Raw genomic sequence first — 19,621 nt, 5'->3', positions numbered from 1 at the left:
GGCTCCTACGGAGAACTGCGCGGTGCACCTGACTGCTGTAGGCGCTGGCTTGCCAGCGAAGGCGTCGTCACAGGCGGTGCAAGGCTTGCGGGCCCTTTCGCCGGCAAGCCGGCTCCTACGGGGAACTGCGCGGTGCACCTGACTGCTGTAGGAGCTGGCTTGCCAGCGAAGGCGTCGTCACAGGCGGTGCAAGGCTTGCGGGCCCCTTCGCCGGCAAGCCGGCTCCTACGGGGAACTGCGCGGTGCACCTGACTGCTGTAGGCGCTGGCTTGCCAGCGAAGGCGTCGGCCCAGGCGCTGCAAGGCTTGCGGGCCCCTTCGCCGGCAAGCCGGCTCCTACGGGGAACTGCGCGGTGCACCTGACGGCTGTAGGAGCTGGCTTGCCAGCGAAAGCGTCGTCACAGGCGCTGCAAGGCTTGCGGGCCCCTTCGCCGGCAAGCCGGCTCCTACGGGGGGCGGTTATTTGTAGGTTTTCTGCATGATCGCCAGGGACTTCTTCGCCGTGGCTTGCAGGCCGTCGTTGACGTGGTTGATCGCGGCCACCAGCTTCGGGTTCTGCAGCACGTCGACACCGGGGTAACGCTGCTGGGCCAGCCGCGAGACGATGACGTACTGGGTTACCGCGTAATGCAGCTTGAACTGGCCGCTGTCCCGGGCCTTGGCGATGGCCGCTTTGACAAAAGCCTGGCGCTCAGCCGTGGTCATGCCCTGGAACAGGTCGGGGAGATCGAAGTGGATCTCGGCGGAGAAAATCGCCACCTCCTCATCTCGTGCTTCGTCGTACATCACCTGTTTGCTGGTCACGCGCTTCTTGAGGTCGGCAAAGCGCTGTTCGCCTTCGGCCAGTTGCTCCGGGCTCATCTTGCCTTTCAGGGCATCCAGCTGGCTGGTGTCTTCGGTGTTGTCGATAACCTTCAGCCAGGCGTAGGCCTTGACCAGGTCGCCGGACTCTTCGGCGGCGTCGGCCAGGTTCTGCTGCGGCTCCGGGTTGCCGTGCAGCGCCGAGCGCTCCAGCCAGCGCAGGGCCAGGTCCCGGTCCTTGGGGATGTCCTTGTCGCCGAACCAGTAGGTGGCGTACATGCCGTACTCGGCGCACCAGTCGTTCTGCGAGGCGGAGTAGGCGATGTAGTTGAAGGACTCGCGGTCGCGCTCGGCCTTGGGCTTGTCGGTTTCCTGGTCAGTGGTGGTGGACAGGAAGCAGAAGGCCCGGGTGTAGTGCGGCGCGGCCATGGCGAAGCAGCCCTTGGCGTTCTTGTAGTCCTCGATCTCGTTCAGCTTGTAACCGATGCCGTACAGCAGATCGGCCTCCATGGCCGGGTTGCAGTACTCGTTGGCGCTGACCTTGGGCAAGACACTTTCCAGCGTCAGCTTGGGCAGGGTGTCATTCAGTTCGGGGACTTTCGGTTCGGTGTTTTCCGGAGCCGTGGAGGCGCAGGCCGCCAGCAAGACAGCCAAGGCCAGTGGCAGCGCGTTGAACAATTTCAATGGGTATTCCCTGATCGGCGAATGAAAAGGCGCGCATGAAATCAGGCTGGGACGGGGGAAGGAGGAGCGTTAGCCATTCCGTGCTTGGGTGTCGACGCCAGCGATTCCATGCTGCATGAGCCCTAAGGGCTCAAGGTCGCGCATTCTACGGGGTTTGAGAGGGCGTACAACCCAAACCGCGGCATCTGGTTGACCGCGGCAAGGGGCCCTGAGGCCTTGAGCGGATGACACCTCGGCGACGGCTTCAACAGCGCTAGCGCCGCCGCTCCCGTTATGACTTGCGCTTGGCCAGAATGATTTTGGCCTTGGCTACGCTGTCTTCCACGCTCAGGTCATCGTCCTCCAGCACGGCCTGCAGCGCCGGGTCTTGCCACAGGTCCACGGCCGGGCCTGTGCTTTGCACCAGGCGGGAAATCAAGGCGTAGGCCACCAGTTGGCCGCGGGTGTGGAACTTCGGGTGGCGGTCCTGCATGTCCACCAACTGGGCGACGAACGCATGCCGTTGCTCAGGCGACATGCCCGCGAATACTTCCGGGTAGCTGAAGTACAGATCCCCTGTGCCCAGGGCGATGAGGTCCTGGCGCAGCGCCTGCTCAATCTCCTGTTTCGGCGTGAGTTGACCGAGTAACCGGGTGTAATGCTGCTCGCCTTCGGCCAACTGCTGAGGGCTCATCTTGCGTTTCAGCGCTGCGAGCGTTTGGGCGTCATCCAGGGTTCGGGCCCAGGCGTAGGCCAGCGGCAAATTGTCCTGTTCGTTGCGGCGCACCATCTCCTGTTGCGAGTCCTGGTCGCCGTGCCGAGCGGCGCGTTCCAGCCAGGCCATGGCCAATGCCTTGTTCGGGGGCTGGTCCAGCTTGCCGACGTTATAGATGTGGTACAGGCCCGCTTCCGCGCAGGATTCATTGTGCTGGGCGGCGTAGGCGATGTAGTTGAAGGCTTCGCTTTTGTCATAGTCCTTCTGCCGGGAGCCGACAATCCCGCCCAGGATGCACAGGCTCATGGTGTTGCGGGGGGCGGCCATGATCAGGCAGGCGCGGGCCATCTGTATGGCCTGGCTTGCCAGCAGGGTACGGCTTGCGCCATGCCGCACCTCGTCCTCATCGATCAGTCGGATGCCGAGGCCGACCAGCCGTTCGCTGTCCATCTCCGGCGTGCAGTAGGGGTTGGCCTCGACCTTGGGCAGGATCTGTTCCAGGCTCAGGTCCGGCAGGGTGGCATTGAGTTTTTCGTCCGGTGACGAGGCATTGCAGCCCAGCAGCAGAGTGAGGATGGTCAAGGGCAGCAGGCTGCGAGATATCAATGGAGAGTCCCTGAGGTTCAATCGTATAAGGCAGGACGCCAAGAGGGCATGAGCAGGGGCGGGGGGCAGCCGTTGCGTGCCTGAGGTGCCGCTTCCCTGGAATTTGAGTGCGGGCATTCTATGGGCATCGGCGCGGCATACAACGGTGTCATGCAACGGATGCCCAGCGTGGGGTGCTCAGAGCTTGGCGTTCAAGCCAAACCGCTTCATCAGTCCCTTCTCCAGCAAACCCTTGGGCAGCAGGTTGGCCAGCAGCGGCAGGGCACGGCTGCCATTGCCCAGGCGCACCAGGCGCGGCGGGTTGTCCTGCTGCACGGCCTTGAGCAAGCCGGCGGCAAATTCGCTGGCGGGGGTCGGCTTGTCCTGGGAGGCCTTGGCCCGGGCGCGGATGCCCTCGCGCAGGGGCCACCAGGGCGATTGTTCGTTGAGCAGCTGTTCGGCTTCATGCCCGGCGTTCTTGGCGAAACTGGAGGCAATGGCCCCGGGCTGCACTTCCATGACCCGGATGCCGAACGGCGACAGCTCCATGCGCAGGGCGTCGCTCAAGGCATGCACCGCGGCCTTCGAGGCGCAGTAGGCGCCGGCAAACGGCGTCACCAGCACCCCGGACACACTGCCGATATTCACCACCAGGCCACGGCTGCGGCGCAGCACCGGGAACATCGCCCGGGTCACCCCGACCACCGAAAACACGTTGGTTTCAAACTGGCGCTGCATGGCTTGCACACCGCCATCCAGCAGCGGGCCCATGGCGCCGTAGCCGGCGTTGTTGATCAGCACATCCAGGCCGCCGTATTGCTGGTTGATCTCCTCGCCCAGGGCGCCCAGGGCCGGGGCGTCATTCACGTCCAGTTGCACGGCCTTGAAACCGGCGGCTTGCAGGGTGTTCACGTCCTCGGCCTTGCGAGCGGTGGCGAGCACGGTGAAACCGGCGTTCTTGAAGGTGTCTGCCAGGGCGCGGCCGATGCCGCTGGAACAACCGGTGATCAACGCTACGGGCATGGCGCGGTCCTTGTGCTGGGTGAGAGGAGGGGCGAATCAGTCGGAGAAACTACCCTGTAGACGCTCGGCGCGAAACTCCAGGGTTTGCGGGCGATAGCCGGGGCGCAGGGGCGGCAGCGGCAGGCAGTCCTGCCAGTTGGCGCCGGCCTGCAACTCGCCGGGGCCACGGTAGCGCGGGGCGCTGTACTGGTTGTCGGCGAGGTTGACCGTATCCCCCGGGGCATAGGCGGCGACCCGCCAGCGCAGTTCCACCAGGGGCACCTTGTTGCCGTTGTTGAGCTTGACCTGCAGCGGCCGGTCGGCGGGGCAGTGGTCCGGCGCGTAGCTCAGGCGCAGCTCCAGGCGCGCCAGTTGCTGGGCTTCGCGATTGTCCAGCCAGACCACCCAGCAGGCCACCAGGGCCAGGCCGAACGCAGCGGCCAGGGACACGGGAAGGGCTTTGGCGGGATAGCGCAGAAGCAGGATCAGCCAGGTGACGACCAGCAGAACGCCGATGAACATGACGCGAGCCTCGGGGAAAAGGAGGGGGACATCCTACCTAAGCGTAGGTGGGGTTGGCGATGGAGGAGGGCTGTTGTGACGTTATCCACAGGTCTGGTTTTGATGGGGGTGTTAGGGACAACAGACGGTCCGTTAAAGCGGATTTATGCCGATAGTGGACATCATGTGGTCCATTCTGGTGCCCGCCCGAGCGGGTGGTTGGCATGCTCCCGGGGCCTCTATTCACTCCTGGAGCACCTTTACCGGGACTGGAAAATGCTCAGGTTCTAAGGGCTGCAAACATCGAACGAGGCGAATGCTAGCTGAAGGGGTGGACTCCGCTTTCGACAGTGAAGAGTGCTGGTGCCAAGGACGAGACATGCCCGTGGTGGCGATCTATGAGGTGTATAATCTCCGGGCTTTGGCATCAATCATGGGGCGATGATGGACGTATCACTGCAGCAGATTTTGCAAACTGCACAGATCAGCGATCTGAAGAAGCTGGGGACGTTTCTTGAGGTCAAGCGCTTTGTCGAAACTCAGCTGTATTTGAAGTTAGGGGCAAATGGCTGGAGCTCTTTATCTTTGAAGTTGAAGCGCCTCAGTGCCCTCGCAGAAGAGGGGCGAGAGTGCGAACGTGCGCTCAGTGATGCCTTGCCCTATCCGGTTGTGCGCAATGAAGTTTCAAAAAGAATCGGCTTCAGGATGTGCGCCAGGAATGTTGCAGAACTTAGAGGCGCTTTGTCCCTGTTGTCGAAATGCGCTGTTCGTCCTAGGTTTGATCCTTATGAACGTTTCGAAAAGAACAAGCTTAAAAACTTTGTAAGCAGTTCAAGACTGGAAGGCATAGACATACCGATCTTCGACGAAAAAGCCTCGTTGGAAAAAATCTTGGCCAAGCATGGAAGACCGTTGGATGGATAAATACGACGCTTCTCATGATCATTACTGCTACCCCGCCTCCTCAGTGCTTAAAAACAAGCTGAATATCCAGGAAATGGCCGCCCTTGAGGCGGCGGAGAGGGACATCACCGCGCTGACCGTCAGTCGGGTTCGCTATGTTGCTCCGCCCTACAGCCTGGAGAATCTCAAGCTGCTGCATCGACAGTTGTTTTCCGACCTCTATGCCTGGGCGGGAGAGATAAGAAATGTTGATATCTCCAAGGGCGGGACGCGTTTCTGTAACTGCGGAAGAATCGAGGCGGAAGCCCTGAAGATTTTTTCCAATCTTCAAGAAAACAACTGGCTGAGTGGACTTGAGCGAAACGATTTCTGTGAAAAGCTGGCGGAATTCTACTGCGAGCTGAACATGATTCATCCGTTTCGCGAGGGCAATGGCCGAGTTCAGCGGATCTTCTTTGAACACCTCGCGCTATCGGCAGGTTACGAACTGGACTGGGAAGAGGTCAGCCAGGATGAGTGGCTTGAAGCGAATATCAATGGCGTCTATGTGAACTACGCGCCCATGGCAGAGATCTTCAAGCGCATCGTCACTGCCTAAAACCTCCTATCGAAGTTGGCCGCAATGGCCTGCTTGTTCTGGCGTGCTACGGCGTGCCGCCATCCTGAATGTTCCCAACGCCAGCGGCTTGGACATAAACTGCGACGCCTTTGTCGTTGCTCTGTATCGAACCCGGGACTAGCCTTTGAGCGTCGCTGCCAACTCAGCGGCTGGGCTTGGTAACCCGTGTTGATACAGGCGCAACAGCGCCCCTTGACGATTGCAGGCGCTTTTTTTGCGCCCGCATTTCCGTGCAATGGCGGCTGTGCGTGGGAGGGCTCGTCCCTGCCGGGTTCCTGTATCTCCGGTTTACCAACCTGCGCACGGCTGCCACCCATTCGCTTGGTAACGAACGTGGCAGCTCTCACTTTGATATGGGGGTTCAACCATGTGCGCTATCAAGACCTCGGGCTTCGTCACCTTTGGTTCCTGTGGTGACGCCGATCAGTCTCTGTTCCGCGTCAATGCAGATGTGCCTTTGCAGCAGGCGCTGGAGCACGCGTCGACCCTGCTGTACTACGCCAAGAAACTCGCCCTGGATGCGGCCATGGAAGACCAGGGCGAGCGTTACGCCTGGGCCGCGCATTTCCTGGCGGAGATGGGCAAGGCGCTGATCGATGACGTGGGATTGGGAATGAAGGAAGAGGTGTTGCACGCCTGATCGATGTTTCCTGATGGAGGGAGTCGAAAGAGCGCTGTGTCTTCGTGGGAGGGACGCAGCGCTTTTTTGTTTCTTGTAGCCGCTGCCGCAGGCTGCGAACGACCGCGTAGCGGGCGCAGGGGGCTTGAGATCGCTGAAGGTCCTTCGGCCCTTTTCGCAGCCTGCGGCAGCGGCTACAAAAATCCCCCTGTCCAAGCGCCTGCGGATAGGGGACGCCGGCACCTGGAAAGTGGGAGCACAAAGGTCTTGCTAGCACGACTCCCTGCTTTTACTTGCAGCTTGGCGCTTGAAGCTTACGGCTGCCTTTACTGATCGCTGTTTCTTGTAGCCGCTGCCGCAGGCTGCGAACGACCGCGCAGCGGGCGCAGGGGGCTTGAGATCGCTGAAGGTCCTTCGGCCCTTTTCGCAGCCTGCGGCAGCGGCTACAAAAATCCCCCTGTCCAAGTGCCTGCGGATAGGGGACGCCGGCACCTGGAAAGGGGGAGCACAAAGGTCTTGTTAGCACGACTACCTGCTTTTACTTGCAGCTTGCCGCTTGAAGCTTACGGCTGCTTCTACTTGCCGCTGTTACTGAGCGATAGTTTTCACCGAAACGCCACGCTCCACCGGAGTAGAGCGCCCGTAGATATCCTCAAACCGCTCGATATCGTCCTCGCCCAAATAACTGCCCGATTGCACTTCGATGATCTCCAGCGGGATCTTGCCCGGGTTGCGCAGGCGGTGCACCGAGGCGATGGGGATGTAGGTGGACTGGTTCTCGGTGAGCAGGAACACGTTCTCGTCACAGGTGACTTCGGCGGTGCCGCTGACCACGATCCAGTGTTCGGCGCGGTGGTGGTGCATCTGCAGCGACAGGCAGGCCCCCGGCTTGACCGAGATGTGCTTGACCTGGAAGCGCCCGCCCATGTCCACCGAGTCGTAGGAGCCCCACGGGCGGTAGACTTCGCAGTGGTTCTGGGTTTCGCTGCGGCCCTGTTCGTTGAGGGTGTTGACCATCTGTTTCACCCCTTGGACCTTGTCCTTGTGGGCAATCATCATGGCGTCCTTGGTTTCGACGACGACGATGTTTTCCAGGCCGATCACCGACACCAGCTTGCCGTTGCCGTGGATCATGCAGTTCTTGCTGTCCTGGATCACCACATCGCCCTTGCTGACGTTGCCGTTGGCGTCCTTTTCATGCACGTCCCACAGCGACGACCAGCAGCCGACATCGCTCCAGCCGGCGCTCAGTGGCACCACGCAGGCGCGTTGGGTCTTTTCCATCACCGCGTAGTCGATGGAGTTGTCCGGGCAGCAGGCGAAGGTGGCTTCGTCGATGGTCACGGTGTCCGCGTCCTGCTGGCTGCGTTCCAGGGTCAGGAGGCAGGTGTCGTAGATGTCCGGGTCGTGTTTCTTCAGCTCTTCGAGGAAGCGGCTGGCGCGGAACAGGAACATGCCGCTGTTCCAGAAGTAGCCGCCAGCCTGGACGAATTCGTTGGCGCGTTTTTCGTCGGGCTTCTCGACGAACTGCGCGACCCGGCTGATGCCCTCCGGCAGCAGCGCATCGTTGCTGGACTTGATGTAGCCGTAGCCGGTTTCCGGTTTGGTCGCCGGCACGCCGAACAGCACCATTTCGCCCCGCTCGGCGGCCACGGTGGCCAGGGCCAGGGCCCGTTGCAGGGCTTTCTGGTCGTCCAGGACGTGGTCGGCGGGCAGCACCAGCATCAGTTCGTCACGGCCTTCGTTGACCAGCATCATCGCGGTCAGGGCCACGGCCGGGGCGGTGTTGCGGCCGAAGGGCTCCATGAGGATGCGCTGGGATTCGAGCTTACGGGCTGCCAGTTGCTCGTTGACGATGAAGCGGTGGTCCTTGTTGCAGACCACGATCGGGGTGTCCATGCCTTCGAACACCAGGCGCTCCAGGGTTTGCTGGAACAAGGTGTGTTCGCCGGTCAGGGCGAGGAATTGCTTGGGGAATTGCTTGCGCGAAAGCGGCCAAAGACGTGAGCCGCTACCACCTGACAAGATCACCGGAATCATGTTGTTACTCCTTCAAACATCGTATGGGTTAGAGCTACTGCGTTCTGTCGTTTCACTCTTGTTTTTGTGGCGTGCCCGGATGCCCTTGCTCGCCCCCTGCAGGAGCCGGCTTGCCGGCGAAGGGGCCTGTTAGCCTTGTGTCGGGCTTGAGGACGCCTTCGCTGGCAAGCCAGCTCCTACACAGGGGGAGCGGCGGCCGTCCGGAAATTCGTTAGCGGGTGGAGACGGGGCGTTTCACCCACACCGGCGACAGGTTGCTGCCGTTGCCGGTGACGTAGAGCACCGCCGCTTCGCCTCGCTCCAGGGCCACGGGCTTGAGGTCGCTGACTTTTTTATCGCCGTCGTACAGGGCGAAGCTGACCTTCACCGGGTTGATTTCGCGCTCGCCGCGGCCTTTGGCGGCCACCGCCTTGACCACGTCGGTCTTGCCGTCGGCGGTCTTCAGGGTGAGGGCCTGGTCGCTGAGGTTCTGCACCCGCACCAGGGATTTCTGCTTGTTCTTGAACGGCGGTTCTTCGATCAGTTGCGGCTGGCCGCTGGCGTTGTTGACCAGGGTGTAATAGTGATCGGCGGCCAGTTTTACCGGCACGCTCTGGCTGCCCACCTTGGCGGTGTAGTCGCCGCCGGGCATGAAGCTGAAGTCGCTGCTGGCCAGAGGCGCGACGTCGTTGACGTTGGTGCTGCCCACCGTGGCGCTGACTTCGCTGTTGCTGGCGTTGTACAGGCGCACGAAGGTCGAGCCCTTGGGCGCGGTGGGGCCGTACAGGGCGGCGTCGCCACCGGCGAAGGCGGACAGGGACAGGACGCTCATGCCGGCAGCCAGGGTGATTGCTTGGGCGAGACGGCGAGGAGTAGTGATGAAAGTCATGAGTGTTACCTCTTTTTCAGTTTTGCGCCCGGTCGGGCGTCTCGGATTTGGCGTTAACAGCTAGGTTCTGTTGGCGTGCACCGGCTTGCTTGAGTTCTGCGACCCACTGCGGGTCGGCGTCGCCGATTTCGTTGTTCACAGGCAGATAGCGTTCAGGGAATTCCCAGATCAGCACCTGGGGCGGGTGGTTCTTGAAGTCGTCGCTTTTCAGGTAGCTGAGCATCGGCAGGATCGGGCCGTGGCCGTCCTCGGCGTAGCTCAGCACGTCGCTGTGCAGGGCCTGTTTCAGGGCGCCGACAAAGTTCCAGCTGGGGTTGGCGCTGTAGCTGGTGCCCACCAGGGTCACCGGCACTTCGTGGTCGGCGAACAGTGCGTCGTCGGCGGCCGGCTGTTCCTCGCTGGCCCGGGTCACGCGCTTTTGCAGGGGCTCTTCGGCGGGCATCAGGCTCTCGAACAGCGGGTCCAGGGGCAGGAAGCGCCGCAGGTCGCCCTGGTGCTTCACGGTCTCCTGGGTTTGGGTGACGAAGCGTTGCGGCGGACCGCTGAGCGGGGCCTTGGCGGCGATGGCTGTGGCCAGTTGCCGGGCGACGACTTCGGCGCCGGCCGGGGTCCAGTGGGTGTCGGTACGCAGGAACACTTGCTGGCCCTGTTGCTTGGCCTGTCGCAGGGGCCCCAGCAGGTCGGGGGCAAGGATCTTGTTGGCGGCGACCCGGGCGTGGAAGTCCTGGTAGAGGTTGGCGTGGATCCGCGCCGGACGTACCTCGTCCAGGTGCTCCGGGTACAGGCGCGCCTTGGCCGGAATGATGGCCATCACCAGTTTCACTCCGTGCTCTTTCAAGGTCTGGCGCACGCCTTCCACCAGGGCGTAGTTGCCTTGCAGGTTGAGCTCCTCGTTGACCACCGGGTTGAACTCTTCATCGCTGTACAGCCACTGGTCGCGGCCCAGCACCACCCCGGGGCGGCCTTCGTTGAACAGCTTGAAGTCCAGGGCGGCCCACAGGTTGGTGCCCAGGCGCTTGATCGGGAACTGGTCGTCGTAGTGGGTTTCCACGGCCTTGGCCCAGCGCCCGTTGAGCACGGTGGCGTCGTTGTTGGTACTGAAGCCGAAGAAGCTGCGCACCGACCACAGCCCTAGAACCAGCAGGGTCATCAGGAACAGGGCGATGTAGAACACACGTAATGAGCGGGTCATGGGCAGATCCCTCAGAACTGGAAGTAAAGGAACGGCGAGAAGCTTTGCGCCGAGAGTTTGAGAATCGAGGCGATGAACAGCAGCAGCACCAGGGCGCGCATCACGTAGCGCGACCAGTCGGCGCTCCAGTAGGCCGGTTGCACCTGGGCCTCGGTGCCGACGATGTAGCCCGGCTGGTGAATGCTGCCGGGGGTGTCCCCGGGCACTGCCTTGATCAGGCCGGGCTGGGCGCTGGCCGGGCCGTCGGCGGGGGTAGCGACGTCGGGCTTGGCCTTGACCGGTGCCGGGTTGCGGTACAGGTCACGCAGGCCGAAGAACGCCAGGGTGGCGTAGGCCAGGACCAGGGTCGCCACTTGCAGGCCGGTGAGGCTGGCGCGGTTGAGTTCCGACAGCGACCAGTCGCCAAAGCTGAACATGGCGCCGTACATGCGCCCGGCCACGTGCAGGTTCTCGGCGCGGAAGATCACCCAACCCATCACCACCAGTAGGAAGGTCAGGGCCCAGCGGATCGGGTTCAGGCTGCGCGGCGTGGTGTTGATGCCCAGGGCCTTTTCGATGGCCAGCCACATGCCGTGCCAGGCACCCCAGACGATGTAGGTGAAGTTGGCGCCGTGCCACAGGCCGCCCAGGAGCATGGTCAGGAACAGGTTGCGGTAGGTGATCAGGGTGCCTTTGCGGTTGCCGCCCAGGGTGATGTACAGGTAGTCCCGCAGCCAGGTGGACAGGCTGATGTGCCAGCGCCGCCAGAACTCGGTGATCGACTGGCTGATGTAGGGCTGCTTGAAGTTTTCCATGAAGCGAAAACCCATCATCAAGCCCAGGCCGATGGCCATGTCGCTGTAGCCGGAGAAGTCGAAGTACAGCTGCGCGGTGTAGGCCAGGGCGCCGAGCCAGGCGTCGCCCGTGGTGGGGTTTTGCAGGGCGAAGCAATGGTCGGCGACCACCGCCAGGGTGTCGGCGATGAACACTTTCTTGATGAAGCCCTGCATGAAGCGGGTGCAGCCTTCGGAGAACTTGTCCAGGGTGTGGGTGCGGTTGTTGAACTGGTCCGCCAGGTCGCGAAAGCGCAGCACGGGGCCGGCGATCAGGTGCGGGAAGATCGCCACGAACGCCGCGAAGTCGATCAGGTTGCGGGTGGCCGGGGTGTCGCCGCGGTAGACGTCGATGATGTAGCTGATGGACTCGAAGATGTAGAACGAGATGCCGATCGGCAACAGCACGTGGGTCAGGATGAACGGCTCCAGGCCCATGGAGGTCATGATGGCGTTGAGGCTGTCGACGCCGAAGTTGGCGTACTTGAAGTAGCCGAGGATGCACAGGTCCACCGCCACCCCCAGCAGTAGCCAGCGCTGGGCGGGTTTGGTGCGCACACCGGCGGCGCCGACTTTCAGGCCGATCCAGTAGTTCCACAGGGTGACCCCGGCGAACAGCGCCAGGAAGTCCACGCGCCACCAGGCGTAGAACACGTAGCTGGCGATCAGCAGCAGCAGGTTGCGATAGCGTTGCCCGCTCAAGTAGTACAAGCCGAGAAAGATCGGCAGGAACAGGAACAGGAACACATTGGATGAGAAAACCATCCCGATCTCTCCATGTTTAACCAATAGTCAGAGGCCGCAGCCCCCCCAAACCCCCCCGTGAAAAAACGCGGGGGGCGTATTGCATGCATGACGCTCTCTGTCGCCGCTGCCGAGGTACGAAGCGGCCCCCGGCGGCGGTCCTTTGGACCGCGTCGCAGCCTCGTGCCTCGGCAGTGGCGACAGGTGTTGCTGTTACGGGCCCTTGTTGCCTTTTTCGTGGGTCGGGTCGTAGACCTTGGTCAGGTCGCCGCCCAGGCGGAAGGTCTTGAACGGCTGCATCTTGTGCTTGCGTTCCAAGACATCCGGGGCGCAGGTGTAGAGGCTGCAGTAGGGTTCCAGCCAGGCGAATTTGGAGTCGACCTTGAGGTCGGTCATGTCCTGCTGCTTGCCGTTTTTCTGCTCGAAGGTGTCCGGGTCTTTCACCCCAGCCAGCACTCGCTCGCCCAGGCGCTTGAGCGCGCCGTTGTTTTCCTGGCGCAGGTCGACGCCGTTGACCTGGGCGAAGCTGGCGATCATCGCCAAGGGCGGCAAGGCGTAGTTGTGATAGGCCAGGGCCCGTTGCTGGCGCTTGAGTTCGTTGGGCAAGAAGCCGTCGGCATCGACCTGATTGGCGCCGACCTTGTATTCCTTCACGGCCCAGTCGAACAGGTCGCGGCGGTTGGTGGCCACGGCGGTGGCCATCACCGACCAGGCGGCCCAGTAGGAGTGGTTGTTGGTCTTGTCCAGGGGCAGGTTGTCCCAGTCGCTGACCACCTGGTCGGCCATCTTGCTGAACCAGGCCTCGATCTTCTGCGCCTGTTCCTGGTGGGTGGCCAGGGGGTGGGAGTCGGAGAACTTCAGCCGCAGGTAGGCCGAGGCCATGCTGCCCAGGGCCCATTTGCGCATCGACTTGCCGGTGTGGTTGAAGTCCTTGGACATCAGCGCATCGGCCTGGGCCCAGGCGCTGAGCCAGGCGAGGGTGCAGTCCAGTTGCTCCGGGCGGCCGTCGCGCATGAACTGCATGACCCGCTTGCTGGTGCCGCGCTCGATCTTGGTGATGTCCGCGGTGGTGTCGCGAAAGGCCTGTTCGGACTGCACGTTGAGGGTGGCCCGGGCCTTGTCCGAGCCTTCGTACTTGCTGCGAAACTGCAGGGCGCCGGTGTAGGGCGCGGGCATGGCGTCGCAGCCTTCGCTGTCGTCAGCGCTCTTGAACTTGTCCACCGGGGCGTAATAGCCCTGGGGCGGACGCAGCGGCGCGGCGGCCTGGGCGCTGCCGGTGAGCATGGCCAGCCCCAGCAGGCTGGGTATCAACAGGCGTTTCAGCTGTGTGCTTTGCATAGGTAACCTCATTGCCCGATCTGCGCGGTGCGTTGCTCGGCGCTCGGGAATACGTTGCGTTTGCAAATTTTCGCTTCGACCTTCTGCCCGGCAGTGCCCGCTTCCGGACCCTGGATCTCCACCGCCAGCAGGTTCTGCGAGGCCCAGTCTTCATCGGTGCGCAGTTCGAAGGCGAAGCGCCCGTCGGTGTCGGACGTTTCCGGTTTTTCGATCTTGATGTCCTCGTGGCGGCCGTTCATGTACCAGAGGGTGGCTTGCAGGGTTTTCACCGAAGGGTCGGCGAAGCGGATGTCGACCTGATGGCCGCTGTTGCGCAGGTCCAGGTTCTTGCTGTTGACCAGCAATTCGTTCTTGCCCGGCTTGAGGGTGGTGCTGGCGCTCATCTGCGGGTTCTTGCCTTCGCAGCCGTTGTCCAGCAGGGCCATCATCTGCCGGTAGATGGTTTCCTGGTCCAGGCGGTACAGCGGCGAGAATTCCCAGATCAGGATCTTCGGCGGGGACTTCTGGAATTCGTCGCTGCCCAGGTACTGCAGCATCGAGCCTTCCAGTCCGCCGCCGGGGAAGGCGACGTTGAGAATGTCGGCGCCGATGGCCTCTTCGAGGAAGCCGGCGAAGTTGTAGTTCTTGCCGCTGTGGCTGGTGCCCACCAGGGTGATCTGCGGGTTGCCGGAATCACCGAACAGGTCGCCGTCGCCGGCCTCGCCCTTGGGCTCGGTGGTGAACTGGTCCATGTACTGGATGGCGTAGCTGGTGCCGCACAGCTGCCCGGCCATGTTGTGCAGGGTGCCGGTCTTGCCCATGCGCCCGGACTTGTGGGTCTCGAATTCGCGCCGGGGAATGTCGGCGAAGGCCGGCAGTTGCTTGACCTTGTCGGCGACGATCTTCGCCGTGCGCTGGGCGCCGTAAGGGGTCCAGTGCTGGTCGCCGCGGAAGTAGAAGTCGTGGGCCGGCAGGGTCTCGGGCAGTTGTTCGTTGGTCAGCGGCGACAGGTCCGGCACCACGTAGCCCATCTGGGCGAAGCGCCCGAGCATGGCTTTGTAGTTGTTCAGCGCCTTGTCGTAGTCGAAGCGGGCTTTCTGTTCCGGGTTGAGCTTGTTGCGGTTCACCAGGCCGCGGGTCGGCTGGTACACCAGCACCAGTTCCACGCCCTTGCTCTTGAAGGCTTCGTGCAGCTGCTTGAGGCGGCGGTAGCCTTCAGGCGTGGTGTTGAACTCGGTGCGCAAATCTTCCTGGGTACGGAACAGCCAGTCGCCCTGGGCTTGCACCAGGGTGGTGAAGTTCTGCTGGTAGCGGGTCACGTAGTTCTTCGCGTCGTGGGCGGCCGGGCACAGGTTGCAGCACGGCTCGGCCTTGAAGCTGGGCGCGGCGCTCGCAGCGCTGGCCGCATCGGCGCGGGCGCCGGCGCTGGCGGCGAGTATCCCCGCGGTCAGGGCCGACAGGCCCAGGAGTTTGATCCAGTGTGGGTGCATGCAAGTCATCCTCAATCGCGCATTTCGGTCTGGCGTTCGACGGGGTCGATCAGCACGGCCTTCTGCTGGCGCACCAGCAGGTCGAGAATTTCGTCCTGGCGCTCGCCCAGGACCCCGGAGAAGCTGATGCCGCTGCTTTTGGTCGGCGCCAGCATCGACACCCGGTACAGCTCCACGCTCAGGGGCGAGTCGATGGACATCGGCCCGCTGCCGTTGGCCGCCAGCTCGCCGCCGACCACGATCAGCGACACCTGGGCGTCGAACGGGTCGAGCTTGATGTCGCGGTCGGTGTCGGACAGGTCCTTGATGTGGCCGTAGACCCCGGTCAGGCCGTTGGCCATGGCGATGTTTTCGTACAGGCGGATGTTCACGCTGTTGCGAATGCGGATGCCGTGGCGGCGGTTGCTGATCACCTTGTTGGCGTAGATCAGGTTGTCGGCACTCTCGTAGAGGGTGATGCCGTCGCTGTGGTTGCGGTAGATCTCGTTGTAGGCGATCAGGTTGTTGACGCTGTTACGGTCGATCACCAGCCCCGAGAGGTGGTTGTCGTAGCTGCGGTTGTTGAAGATGAAGCTGTCGTTCACTTCCCGGGAAATGATGATGCCGTGCTTCTTCTTGGTGCCGTGGACGGTGTTGTCGGCAATGATCAGGCCGTGGGAGCGGTCGTGGGGGTCGATGCCGTAGACGATGTTGTCCTTGTAGGTGTTGCCCTTGAGCACGAAGTCCCGGGTTTCGTAGCAGTAGAAGCCGTACCACATGTCGGAGAAGGTCGAGCCGATGATCCAGCCGGTGGGCTCGGGGCGCTTGAGCACCTTGGCCATGTTCGGCGTGTACTGGGAAATGCTCACCCCGTAGGACTTGGAATTGGCGTAGCCGAAGCTGGCCATCGTGCTGTTGACGATGTAGGTCTCGGTGCCGCCCCAGGCCAGCAGGAACGGGCGGAATTCCTTGGGCGAACGGAAGCTCGCCGGGCCGTTGTCCTGCTCGCGCCAGCCGGTGACTTTGGTGTCACGCACGAACAGCTGGCCGTCGTTGACCAGGAACGCGCCGCCCTCCTGGGACAGGCGCAGCTCCTGGGTCTGCTTGTCGATGTCGAGGATGCCGTGGCGGCCGACGACGATCGGCACGCGGGCCAGGTAGACCCCGGGCGCCGTCTCGCTGATGTACTGCTTGGGCAGCTTGCCCACCAGTTGCTTGAGGTTGATGTAACCGTCGTCGATGAAGATCCCCTGGGGGATGCCGTGCTGGCGCACCACCCATTCGGCCATCTTGTTGTCGCCGCCGATGAAGTCTTTCAGGGCGTCTTCCTGCATCATCCGGCGCACGCTGATCTTGCCCGGCTTGCTGCGCACGATCTTCGCCGCGACGGCTTCGGCGGTGTAGCCGGACAGGTCCGGCAGGGTCGGCTTGGCCAGGGCCAGGGGCTCGGTGGGCGCGCTGCTGACGGTGTAGGTCTTGGCCTGCTGCAGGCCCTTGGCGATGATCGGCGCCTTGGCCGGCTCGACACTGGCGAACGCCGAGCTGCTGGCCAGCAACAGAGCGCCCGCCAACAGGCTGATGGCGCCTTTCGCAGCGGGGCTGTTCATGGGGTAGCAGTTCATTTCGGGCACTCCCTTCGCGGTTCGCATCAGAAGCGCCAGATCACGTCGATAAAGGCGCGGTGCATGTACGAGTCGACGTCTTTGCCATAGGCGTCGCCGGGCTTGAACACGCCGCCACGAAAACGCACCAGGGCCGACGGCTCATCGATGGACTGGCTCAGGGCCGCCGGCAACAGGCCTTGCTTGAAGTACTTGGTGACCACCAGGTCCATTTCCTGCCCCAAGTCTTTCTTGCCGTCCTGCAGGGGCAGCGCGGTGCTGGAGAGCAGGTTGCCGTTGCCGTCATAGTCGTTGTCCACGGCGTTGATGCCGTTGCTGCCCACCGGCTTGTTGCCGTCCACGCGCCAGAACTTGTGGTAGATCAGGCTGGCGTCGTATTCATCGTTGAGCATCCAGGAGCCGAACAGGGTGGCGCTCTGGGTGTTGTTCATTTCGCCACGGAAGGCTTCGCCGAAGCGGTGCACCCGGGAGCGGGTGCCGGTGTAGTTGGAGCGGTTGCTTTGCAGGCCGTTCTGCTCGTAGTCGCCGCTGGCCCGGGCATAGGCGGCGCCGATTTGCCAGTTCGGGTCCAGGCGCAGGCGCACGCCCAGGTCGGTGGCCCAGCCGTCGAGGTTGTCGCCGCGTTTGGCCTGGGTCGGGCGGCTGCCGTCGGCGTTCAGCGGGTTGACCCTGTCGCGGTCGCCGCGCATGCCGGTGAGGCTGGCCCAGTAGTTGACGGTATTGGTGTTGCGCCAGTTAAAGGCGTCGCTGTTGGCTTCCAGGCCTAGCCAGGTCAGGTCGCCGTTCTGCTTCTTGTCCAGCGGGTCGCTGGCCACGCCGGGCTGGGCATAGTCGAGCTTGCCGTCGTCATGGGTGTGGTGGGCGCGGATGCCCACCCATTGGCTGGGCGTCCACTGATAGGCGGCATCGGCGTACAGGTGCAGGCGGTCCTTGTCCTTGGGCGCCAGTTCCTTGAGGTCGGTGCGGTATTCGCTGAAGCGCTCGGCAACGCCGACGTTGGCCCGCAGCAGGGTGGTGTCGAAGGTCCAGTTCAGCGCCTCGATGTTGGTGTCGCGCCATTGCCCGTCGTCGTTGCGCAGGCGCTGGCGACCGAACTTCAACTGCTCGCCGGGGTAGGCGGTGAAGCCGCTGTAGCCGATCCAGAACTCGCGCATCGCCAGGTAGCTCTTCTTGGTCTTGCGGTCGTCGTTGCTCGATTGCTGGCTGGCGTCGTCGCTGGACTGTTGCAGGGTGTCGGTTTCGATCACGTCGCTGGCGGTCACCGCCTGGCCCATGGCGTAGGCGCTCCAGGCACCGCTTTCGCCGTAGACCCAGGGCCGCAGGTCGAGGCCGACGCCGTTGACGTCGCCACCGCGCTGGGTGCCCAGGTCGCGGTCGTCCTCGGACTGGCCGGTGATCTTCACTTCCAGGCCGAAGTTCCTGGTGTCGGTGAGGGCGGCCAGGGTCGGGTTGGACCAGAGCATGGCAAAGCCCAGGGCCATGCCCAGCTTCGACAGGCTGAAACGCTTGCCTGTAGCCGCTGCCGCAGGCTGCGCCCGGTCGCGCAGCGGCCGCGATTGGCGGGGGCTGGAGTGGCGAGCGCTTTGCGCTCGATGGCAGCCTGCGGCAGCGGCTACAGGAGTTGGATTGAGTGGGGGGAGCGTCATAGGGTTTCCTCGCCGTCTTCTTCTTGCAGGGCGTGCAGTTGCAGCGCGTTCTGGCTCAAGGCCCCACGCACGGCCTGCTCTTGTTGCAGCAGGCGTTGGGCTTCGGCGCGCTGTGCAGGCGGCAATTGGCTTTCCAGTTGTTGCGCCAGTTCGTTGGCCTGCGGTGTGTCCTGGACCTTCGCCAGTTGGCTGAAGACGTAGGCGTTGACTGGGTTGGGCTGGGTGCCGCGGCCCTGGGAGAACAACTGGGCAATGGCGAAGTCGGCGCTGTTCTGGCCGTTGCGCGCGGCGGTCAGCAGGTGGTCCAGGGCCTTTTGTGGGTAGACCTGGCCCAGGTAGCCACGGCGGTAGATCTGGCCGAGGTAATAGTCGGCAGCCACTTCGCGGCCCACGGCTTTCTGGAAGTGTGCTTCGGCGACCTTGGCGTCGGCCGGCACCCATTTGCCTTCGTAGTAGAGCTTGCCCAGCAGCAGTTCGGCGCGGGGCTGGTCGGCGGCGCGGCCGTTGTCCAGGTACTGCATCATCTGGTCGACGTCACCCAGTTCGGGGAAGTCGTAGAGCAGTTGGGCCAGGCTGACCCAGGACGCCGGGTAACCCGGAGCGACCTGTTCCAGCAGGGCCTGGGCGGTTTTTTCATCCGGCTTGCCGAGGCTGGCATCGCCCAGCACCCGGGCCACGCTGTCGACGCGCTGGGCGCTGACCGTGCCACGGCTGTAGCCGGCCTGCAGCTGCTTGAGCAGCTCGGCCTGTTGCTCCGGCTGACCGCGTTTTTGATAAACGGTGGCCAGTTCCACGTAGCAGATGTCGGTGCTGTTGAGCGCGGCCTTGCAGATGCTTTCCACCTCGGCCAGGTGCTGGTCGTAGGTGCCTTGGGTGCGGTACAGCAGCACCTGGGCCAGGCCGGCTTCCGGGTAACCGGCGCTGCGCCATTGGCTGATCTGCCGCTGGGCGTCGACGTTGGGGAAGCTGTGGGGGTATTGCAGGTACAGCATCGCCAGGGGAATCAGGGTGTTGCCTTCACCGTTGGCAAAGGCTTTTTTCAACAGGCCTTCGGCTTCGTGCTGCTCGGCCTCGGTGGAACCGGGCTTGGCCACCAACAGGCGGCCCAGGCGCGCCTGGGCCCGGGGCGACACATCGGCTGCGGCGCGATAGGTGGCCTCGGCCTGCTTGATCTGCGCCGGGTCGCGGCTTTCCACCTGGATGTCGGCCAGGCCCACTTGCGCCTCGCTGTAGCCCAGGTCCGCCAGTTGCCGGTAGTTCTGCTGGGCCAGGGCGGTGTCGCCGCGCTTCAGGGCTTCGTTGGCCAGGCGCTGGTCCGGCAGGCCGGCGCAACCGGCCAGGCTCACGGCCAGCGCCAGGGAGCACAGGGCCAGATGGCGACGGCCTGGGACGCTTTCGCGAGCAAGCTCGCTCCTACGGGGGGTGGCGGTGCTCTGGTGGGAGCGAGCTTGCTCGCGATCGAGTGCGCAGCACTCGCCAATGAAAAGGCTAGTCACAGGCATGT

Annotated in this window: 16 protein-coding genes; 3 read left to right on the top strand and 13 right to left on the bottom strand. The window is 63.3% G+C overall.

The features are described 5' to 3' along the window. Positions 1-458: 458 nt before the first annotated feature. The 4 genes from L1O02_RS25850 to L1O02_RS25835 all read right to left on the bottom strand — a co-directional run bounded on the left by L1O02_RS25850 (position 459) and on the right by L1O02_RS25835 (position 4,287). Positions 459-1,484, bottom strand: a complete 1,026-nt coding sequence (locus L1O02_RS25850) for a sel1 repeat family protein (protein WP_235758946.1) — start codon at positions 1,482-1,484, stop codon at positions 459-461. A 271-nt stretch (positions 1,485-1,755) separates the two neighbouring features. Further along, the gene (locus L1O02_RS25845; protein ID WP_233789165.1) at positions 1,756-2,784 is read right to left on the bottom strand and encodes a sel1 repeat family protein; all 1,029 of its coding nucleotides are present in this window, start codon (positions 2,782-2,784) and stop codon (positions 1,756-1,758) included. A 177-nt stretch (positions 2,785-2,961) separates the two neighbouring features. After that, positions 2,962-3,786, bottom strand: a complete 825-nt coding sequence (locus tag L1O02_RS25840) for an SDR family oxidoreductase (RefSeq protein ID WP_108544355.1) — start codon at positions 3,784-3,786, stop codon at positions 2,962-2,964. 36 nt (positions 3,787-3,822) lie between these two features. Further along, on the bottom strand, positions 3,823-4,287 hold the full coding sequence (locus L1O02_RS25835; protein ID WP_060837626.1) for a hypothetical protein: 465 nt from the start codon (positions 4,285-4,287) through the stop codon (positions 3,823-3,825). Between the two features lie 423 nt (positions 4,288-4,710). Here L1O02_RS25835 and L1O02_RS25830 point away from each other — a divergent pair, with 423 nt between their 5' ends. The 3 genes from L1O02_RS25830 to L1O02_RS25820 all read left to right on the top strand — a co-directional run bounded on the left by L1O02_RS25830 (position 4,711) and on the right by L1O02_RS25820 (position 6,428). After that, complete coding sequence (locus L1O02_RS25830) at positions 4,711-5,190, top strand: YhfG family protein (RefSeq protein WP_108544890.1); 480 nt, start codon at positions 4,711-4,713, stop codon at positions 5,188-5,190. After that, entirely contained in the window at positions 5,183-5,767 is a 585-nt protein-coding gene (locus L1O02_RS25825; protein ID WP_108544357.1) for a putative adenosine monophosphate-protein transferase Fic, read from the top strand. The genes L1O02_RS25830 and L1O02_RS25825 overlap by 8 nt, the downstream gene beginning before the upstream one ends. Before the next feature lie 388 nt (positions 5,768-6,155). Then, complete coding sequence (locus L1O02_RS25820) at positions 6,156-6,428, top strand: DUF3077 domain-containing protein (protein WP_108544359.1); 273 nt, start codon at positions 6,156-6,158, stop codon at positions 6,426-6,428. A 567-nt stretch (positions 6,429-6,995) separates the two neighbouring features. Here L1O02_RS25820 and L1O02_RS25815 read toward each other — a convergent pair. The 9 genes from L1O02_RS25815 to algK form a co-directional block, all read right to left on the bottom strand. Further along, positions 6,996-8,447, bottom strand: coding sequence for a mannose-1-phosphate guanylyltransferase/mannose-6-phosphate isomerase (locus L1O02_RS25815; protein WP_235758944.1), 1,452 nt, complete (start codon positions 8,445-8,447; stop codon positions 6,996-6,998). 211 nt (positions 8,448-8,658) lie between these two features. Beyond that, positions 8,659-9,315: an alginate O-acetyltransferase AlgF gene (locus L1O02_RS25810; RefSeq protein ID WP_047301872.1), complete on the bottom strand. Its 657-nt coding sequence runs from the start codon at positions 9,313-9,315 to the stop codon at positions 8,659-8,661. Positions 9,316-9,331: 16 nt separating this feature from the next. Then, positions 9,332-10,507, bottom strand: coding sequence for an alginate O-acetyltransferase (locus tag L1O02_RS25805; protein WP_235758943.1), 1,176 nt, complete (start codon positions 10,505-10,507; stop codon positions 9,332-9,334). Positions 10,508-10,518: 11 nt separating this feature from the next. After that, positions 10,519-12,084, bottom strand: coding sequence for an MBOAT family protein (locus tag L1O02_RS25800; protein WP_235758941.1), 1,566 nt, complete (start codon positions 12,082-12,084; stop codon positions 10,519-10,521). A gap of 192 nt (positions 12,085-12,276) precedes the next feature. Next, positions 12,277-13,401, bottom strand: a complete 1,125-nt coding sequence (locus tag L1O02_RS25795; protein WP_060837630.1) for a mannuronate-specific alginate lyase — start codon at positions 13,399-13,401, stop codon at positions 12,277-12,279. 8 nt (positions 13,402-13,409) lie between these two features. After that, positions 13,410-14,870, bottom strand: a complete 1,461-nt coding sequence (locus tag L1O02_RS25790; protein ID WP_129405413.1) for an alginate O-acetyltransferase — start codon at positions 14,868-14,870, stop codon at positions 13,410-13,412. Between the two features lie 11 nt (positions 14,871-14,881). Further along, a complete protein-coding gene (gene algG / locus L1O02_RS25785; protein WP_235758939.1) occupies positions 14,882-16,471 on the bottom strand; it encodes a mannuronan 5-epimerase AlgG in 1,590 nt (529 codons plus the stop codon). 26 nt (positions 16,472-16,497) lie between these two features. Continuing rightward, complete coding sequence (locus tag L1O02_RS25780; RefSeq protein WP_235760268.1) at positions 16,498-17,952, bottom strand: alginate export family protein; 1,455 nt, start codon at positions 17,950-17,952, stop codon at positions 16,498-16,500. Positions 17,953-18,113: 161 nt separating this feature from the next. Further along, complete coding sequence (gene algK, locus L1O02_RS25775) at positions 18,114-19,619, bottom strand: alginate biosynthesis TPR repeat lipoprotein AlgK (RefSeq protein ID WP_235758937.1); 1,506 nt, start codon at positions 19,617-19,619, stop codon at positions 18,114-18,116. Between the last annotated feature and the right edge of the window lie 2 nt (positions 19,620-19,621).

The organism is Pseudomonas sp. BC42 (genome assembly GCF_021560055.1).
GTDB lineage: Bacteria > Pseudomonadota > Gammaproteobacteria > Pseudomonadales > Pseudomonadaceae > Aquipseudomonas.
The sequence above is the reverse complement of the archived record's forward strand: the minus strand, read 5'-3'. Positions and strand labels throughout refer to the sequence as shown.

What these genes read in the sequence shown, in the direction of transcription:
- L1O02_RS25840 (WP_108544355.1), bottom strand. Translation starts at nt 3,786, where the DNA reads ATGCCCGTAGCGTTGATCACCGGTTGTTCCAGCGGCATCGGCCGCGCC.
- L1O02_RS25835 (WP_060837626.1), bottom strand. Translation starts at nt 4,287, where the DNA reads ATGTTCATCGGCGTTCTGCTGGTCGTCACCTGGCTGATCCTGCTTCTG.
- L1O02_RS25830 (WP_108544890.1), top strand. Translation starts at nt 4,711, where the DNA reads ATGGACGTATCACTGCAGCAGATTTTGCAAACTGCACAGATCAGCGAT.
- L1O02_RS25825 (WP_108544357.1), top strand. Translation starts at nt 5,183, where the DNA reads ATGGATAAATACGACGCTTCTCATGATCATTACTGCTACCCCGCCTCC.
- L1O02_RS25820 (WP_108544359.1), top strand. Translation starts at nt 6,156, where the DNA reads ATGTGCGCTATCAAGACCTCGGGCTTCGTCACCTTTGGTTCCTGTGGT.
- L1O02_RS25815 (WP_235758944.1), bottom strand. Translation starts at nt 8,447, where the DNA reads ATGATTCCGGTGATCTTGTCAGGTGGTAGCGGCTCACGTCTTTGGCCG.
- L1O02_RS25810 (WP_047301872.1), bottom strand. Translation starts at nt 9,315, where the DNA reads ATGACTTTCATCACTACTCCTCGCCGTCTCGCCCAAGCAATCACCCTG.
- L1O02_RS25805 (WP_235758943.1), bottom strand. Translation starts at nt 10,507, where the DNA reads ATGACCCGCTCATTACGTGTGTTCTACATCGCCCTGTTCCTGATGACC.
- L1O02_RS25800 (WP_235758941.1), bottom strand. Translation starts at nt 12,084, where the DNA reads ATGGTTTTCTCATCCAATGTGTTCCTGTTCCTGTTCCTGCCGATCTTT.
- L1O02_RS25795 (WP_060837630.1), bottom strand. Translation starts at nt 13,401, where the DNA reads ATGCAAAGCACACAGCTGAAACGCCTGTTGATACCCAGCCTGCTGGGG.
- L1O02_RS25790 (WP_129405413.1), bottom strand. Translation starts at nt 14,870, where the DNA reads ATGCACCCACACTGGATCAAACTCCTGGGCCTGTCGGCCCTGACCGCG.
- algG (WP_235758939.1), bottom strand. Translation starts at nt 16,471, where the DNA reads ATGAACTGCTACCCCATGAACAGCCCCGCTGCGAAAGGCGCCATCAGC.
- L1O02_RS25780 (WP_235760268.1), bottom strand. Translation starts at nt 17,952, where the DNA reads ATGGCCCTGGGCTTTGCCATGCTCTGGTCCAACCCGACCCTGGCCGCC.
- algK (WP_235758937.1), bottom strand. Translation starts at nt 19,619, where the DNA reads ATGCCTGTGACTAGCCTTTTCATTGGCGAGTGCTGCGCACTCGATCGC.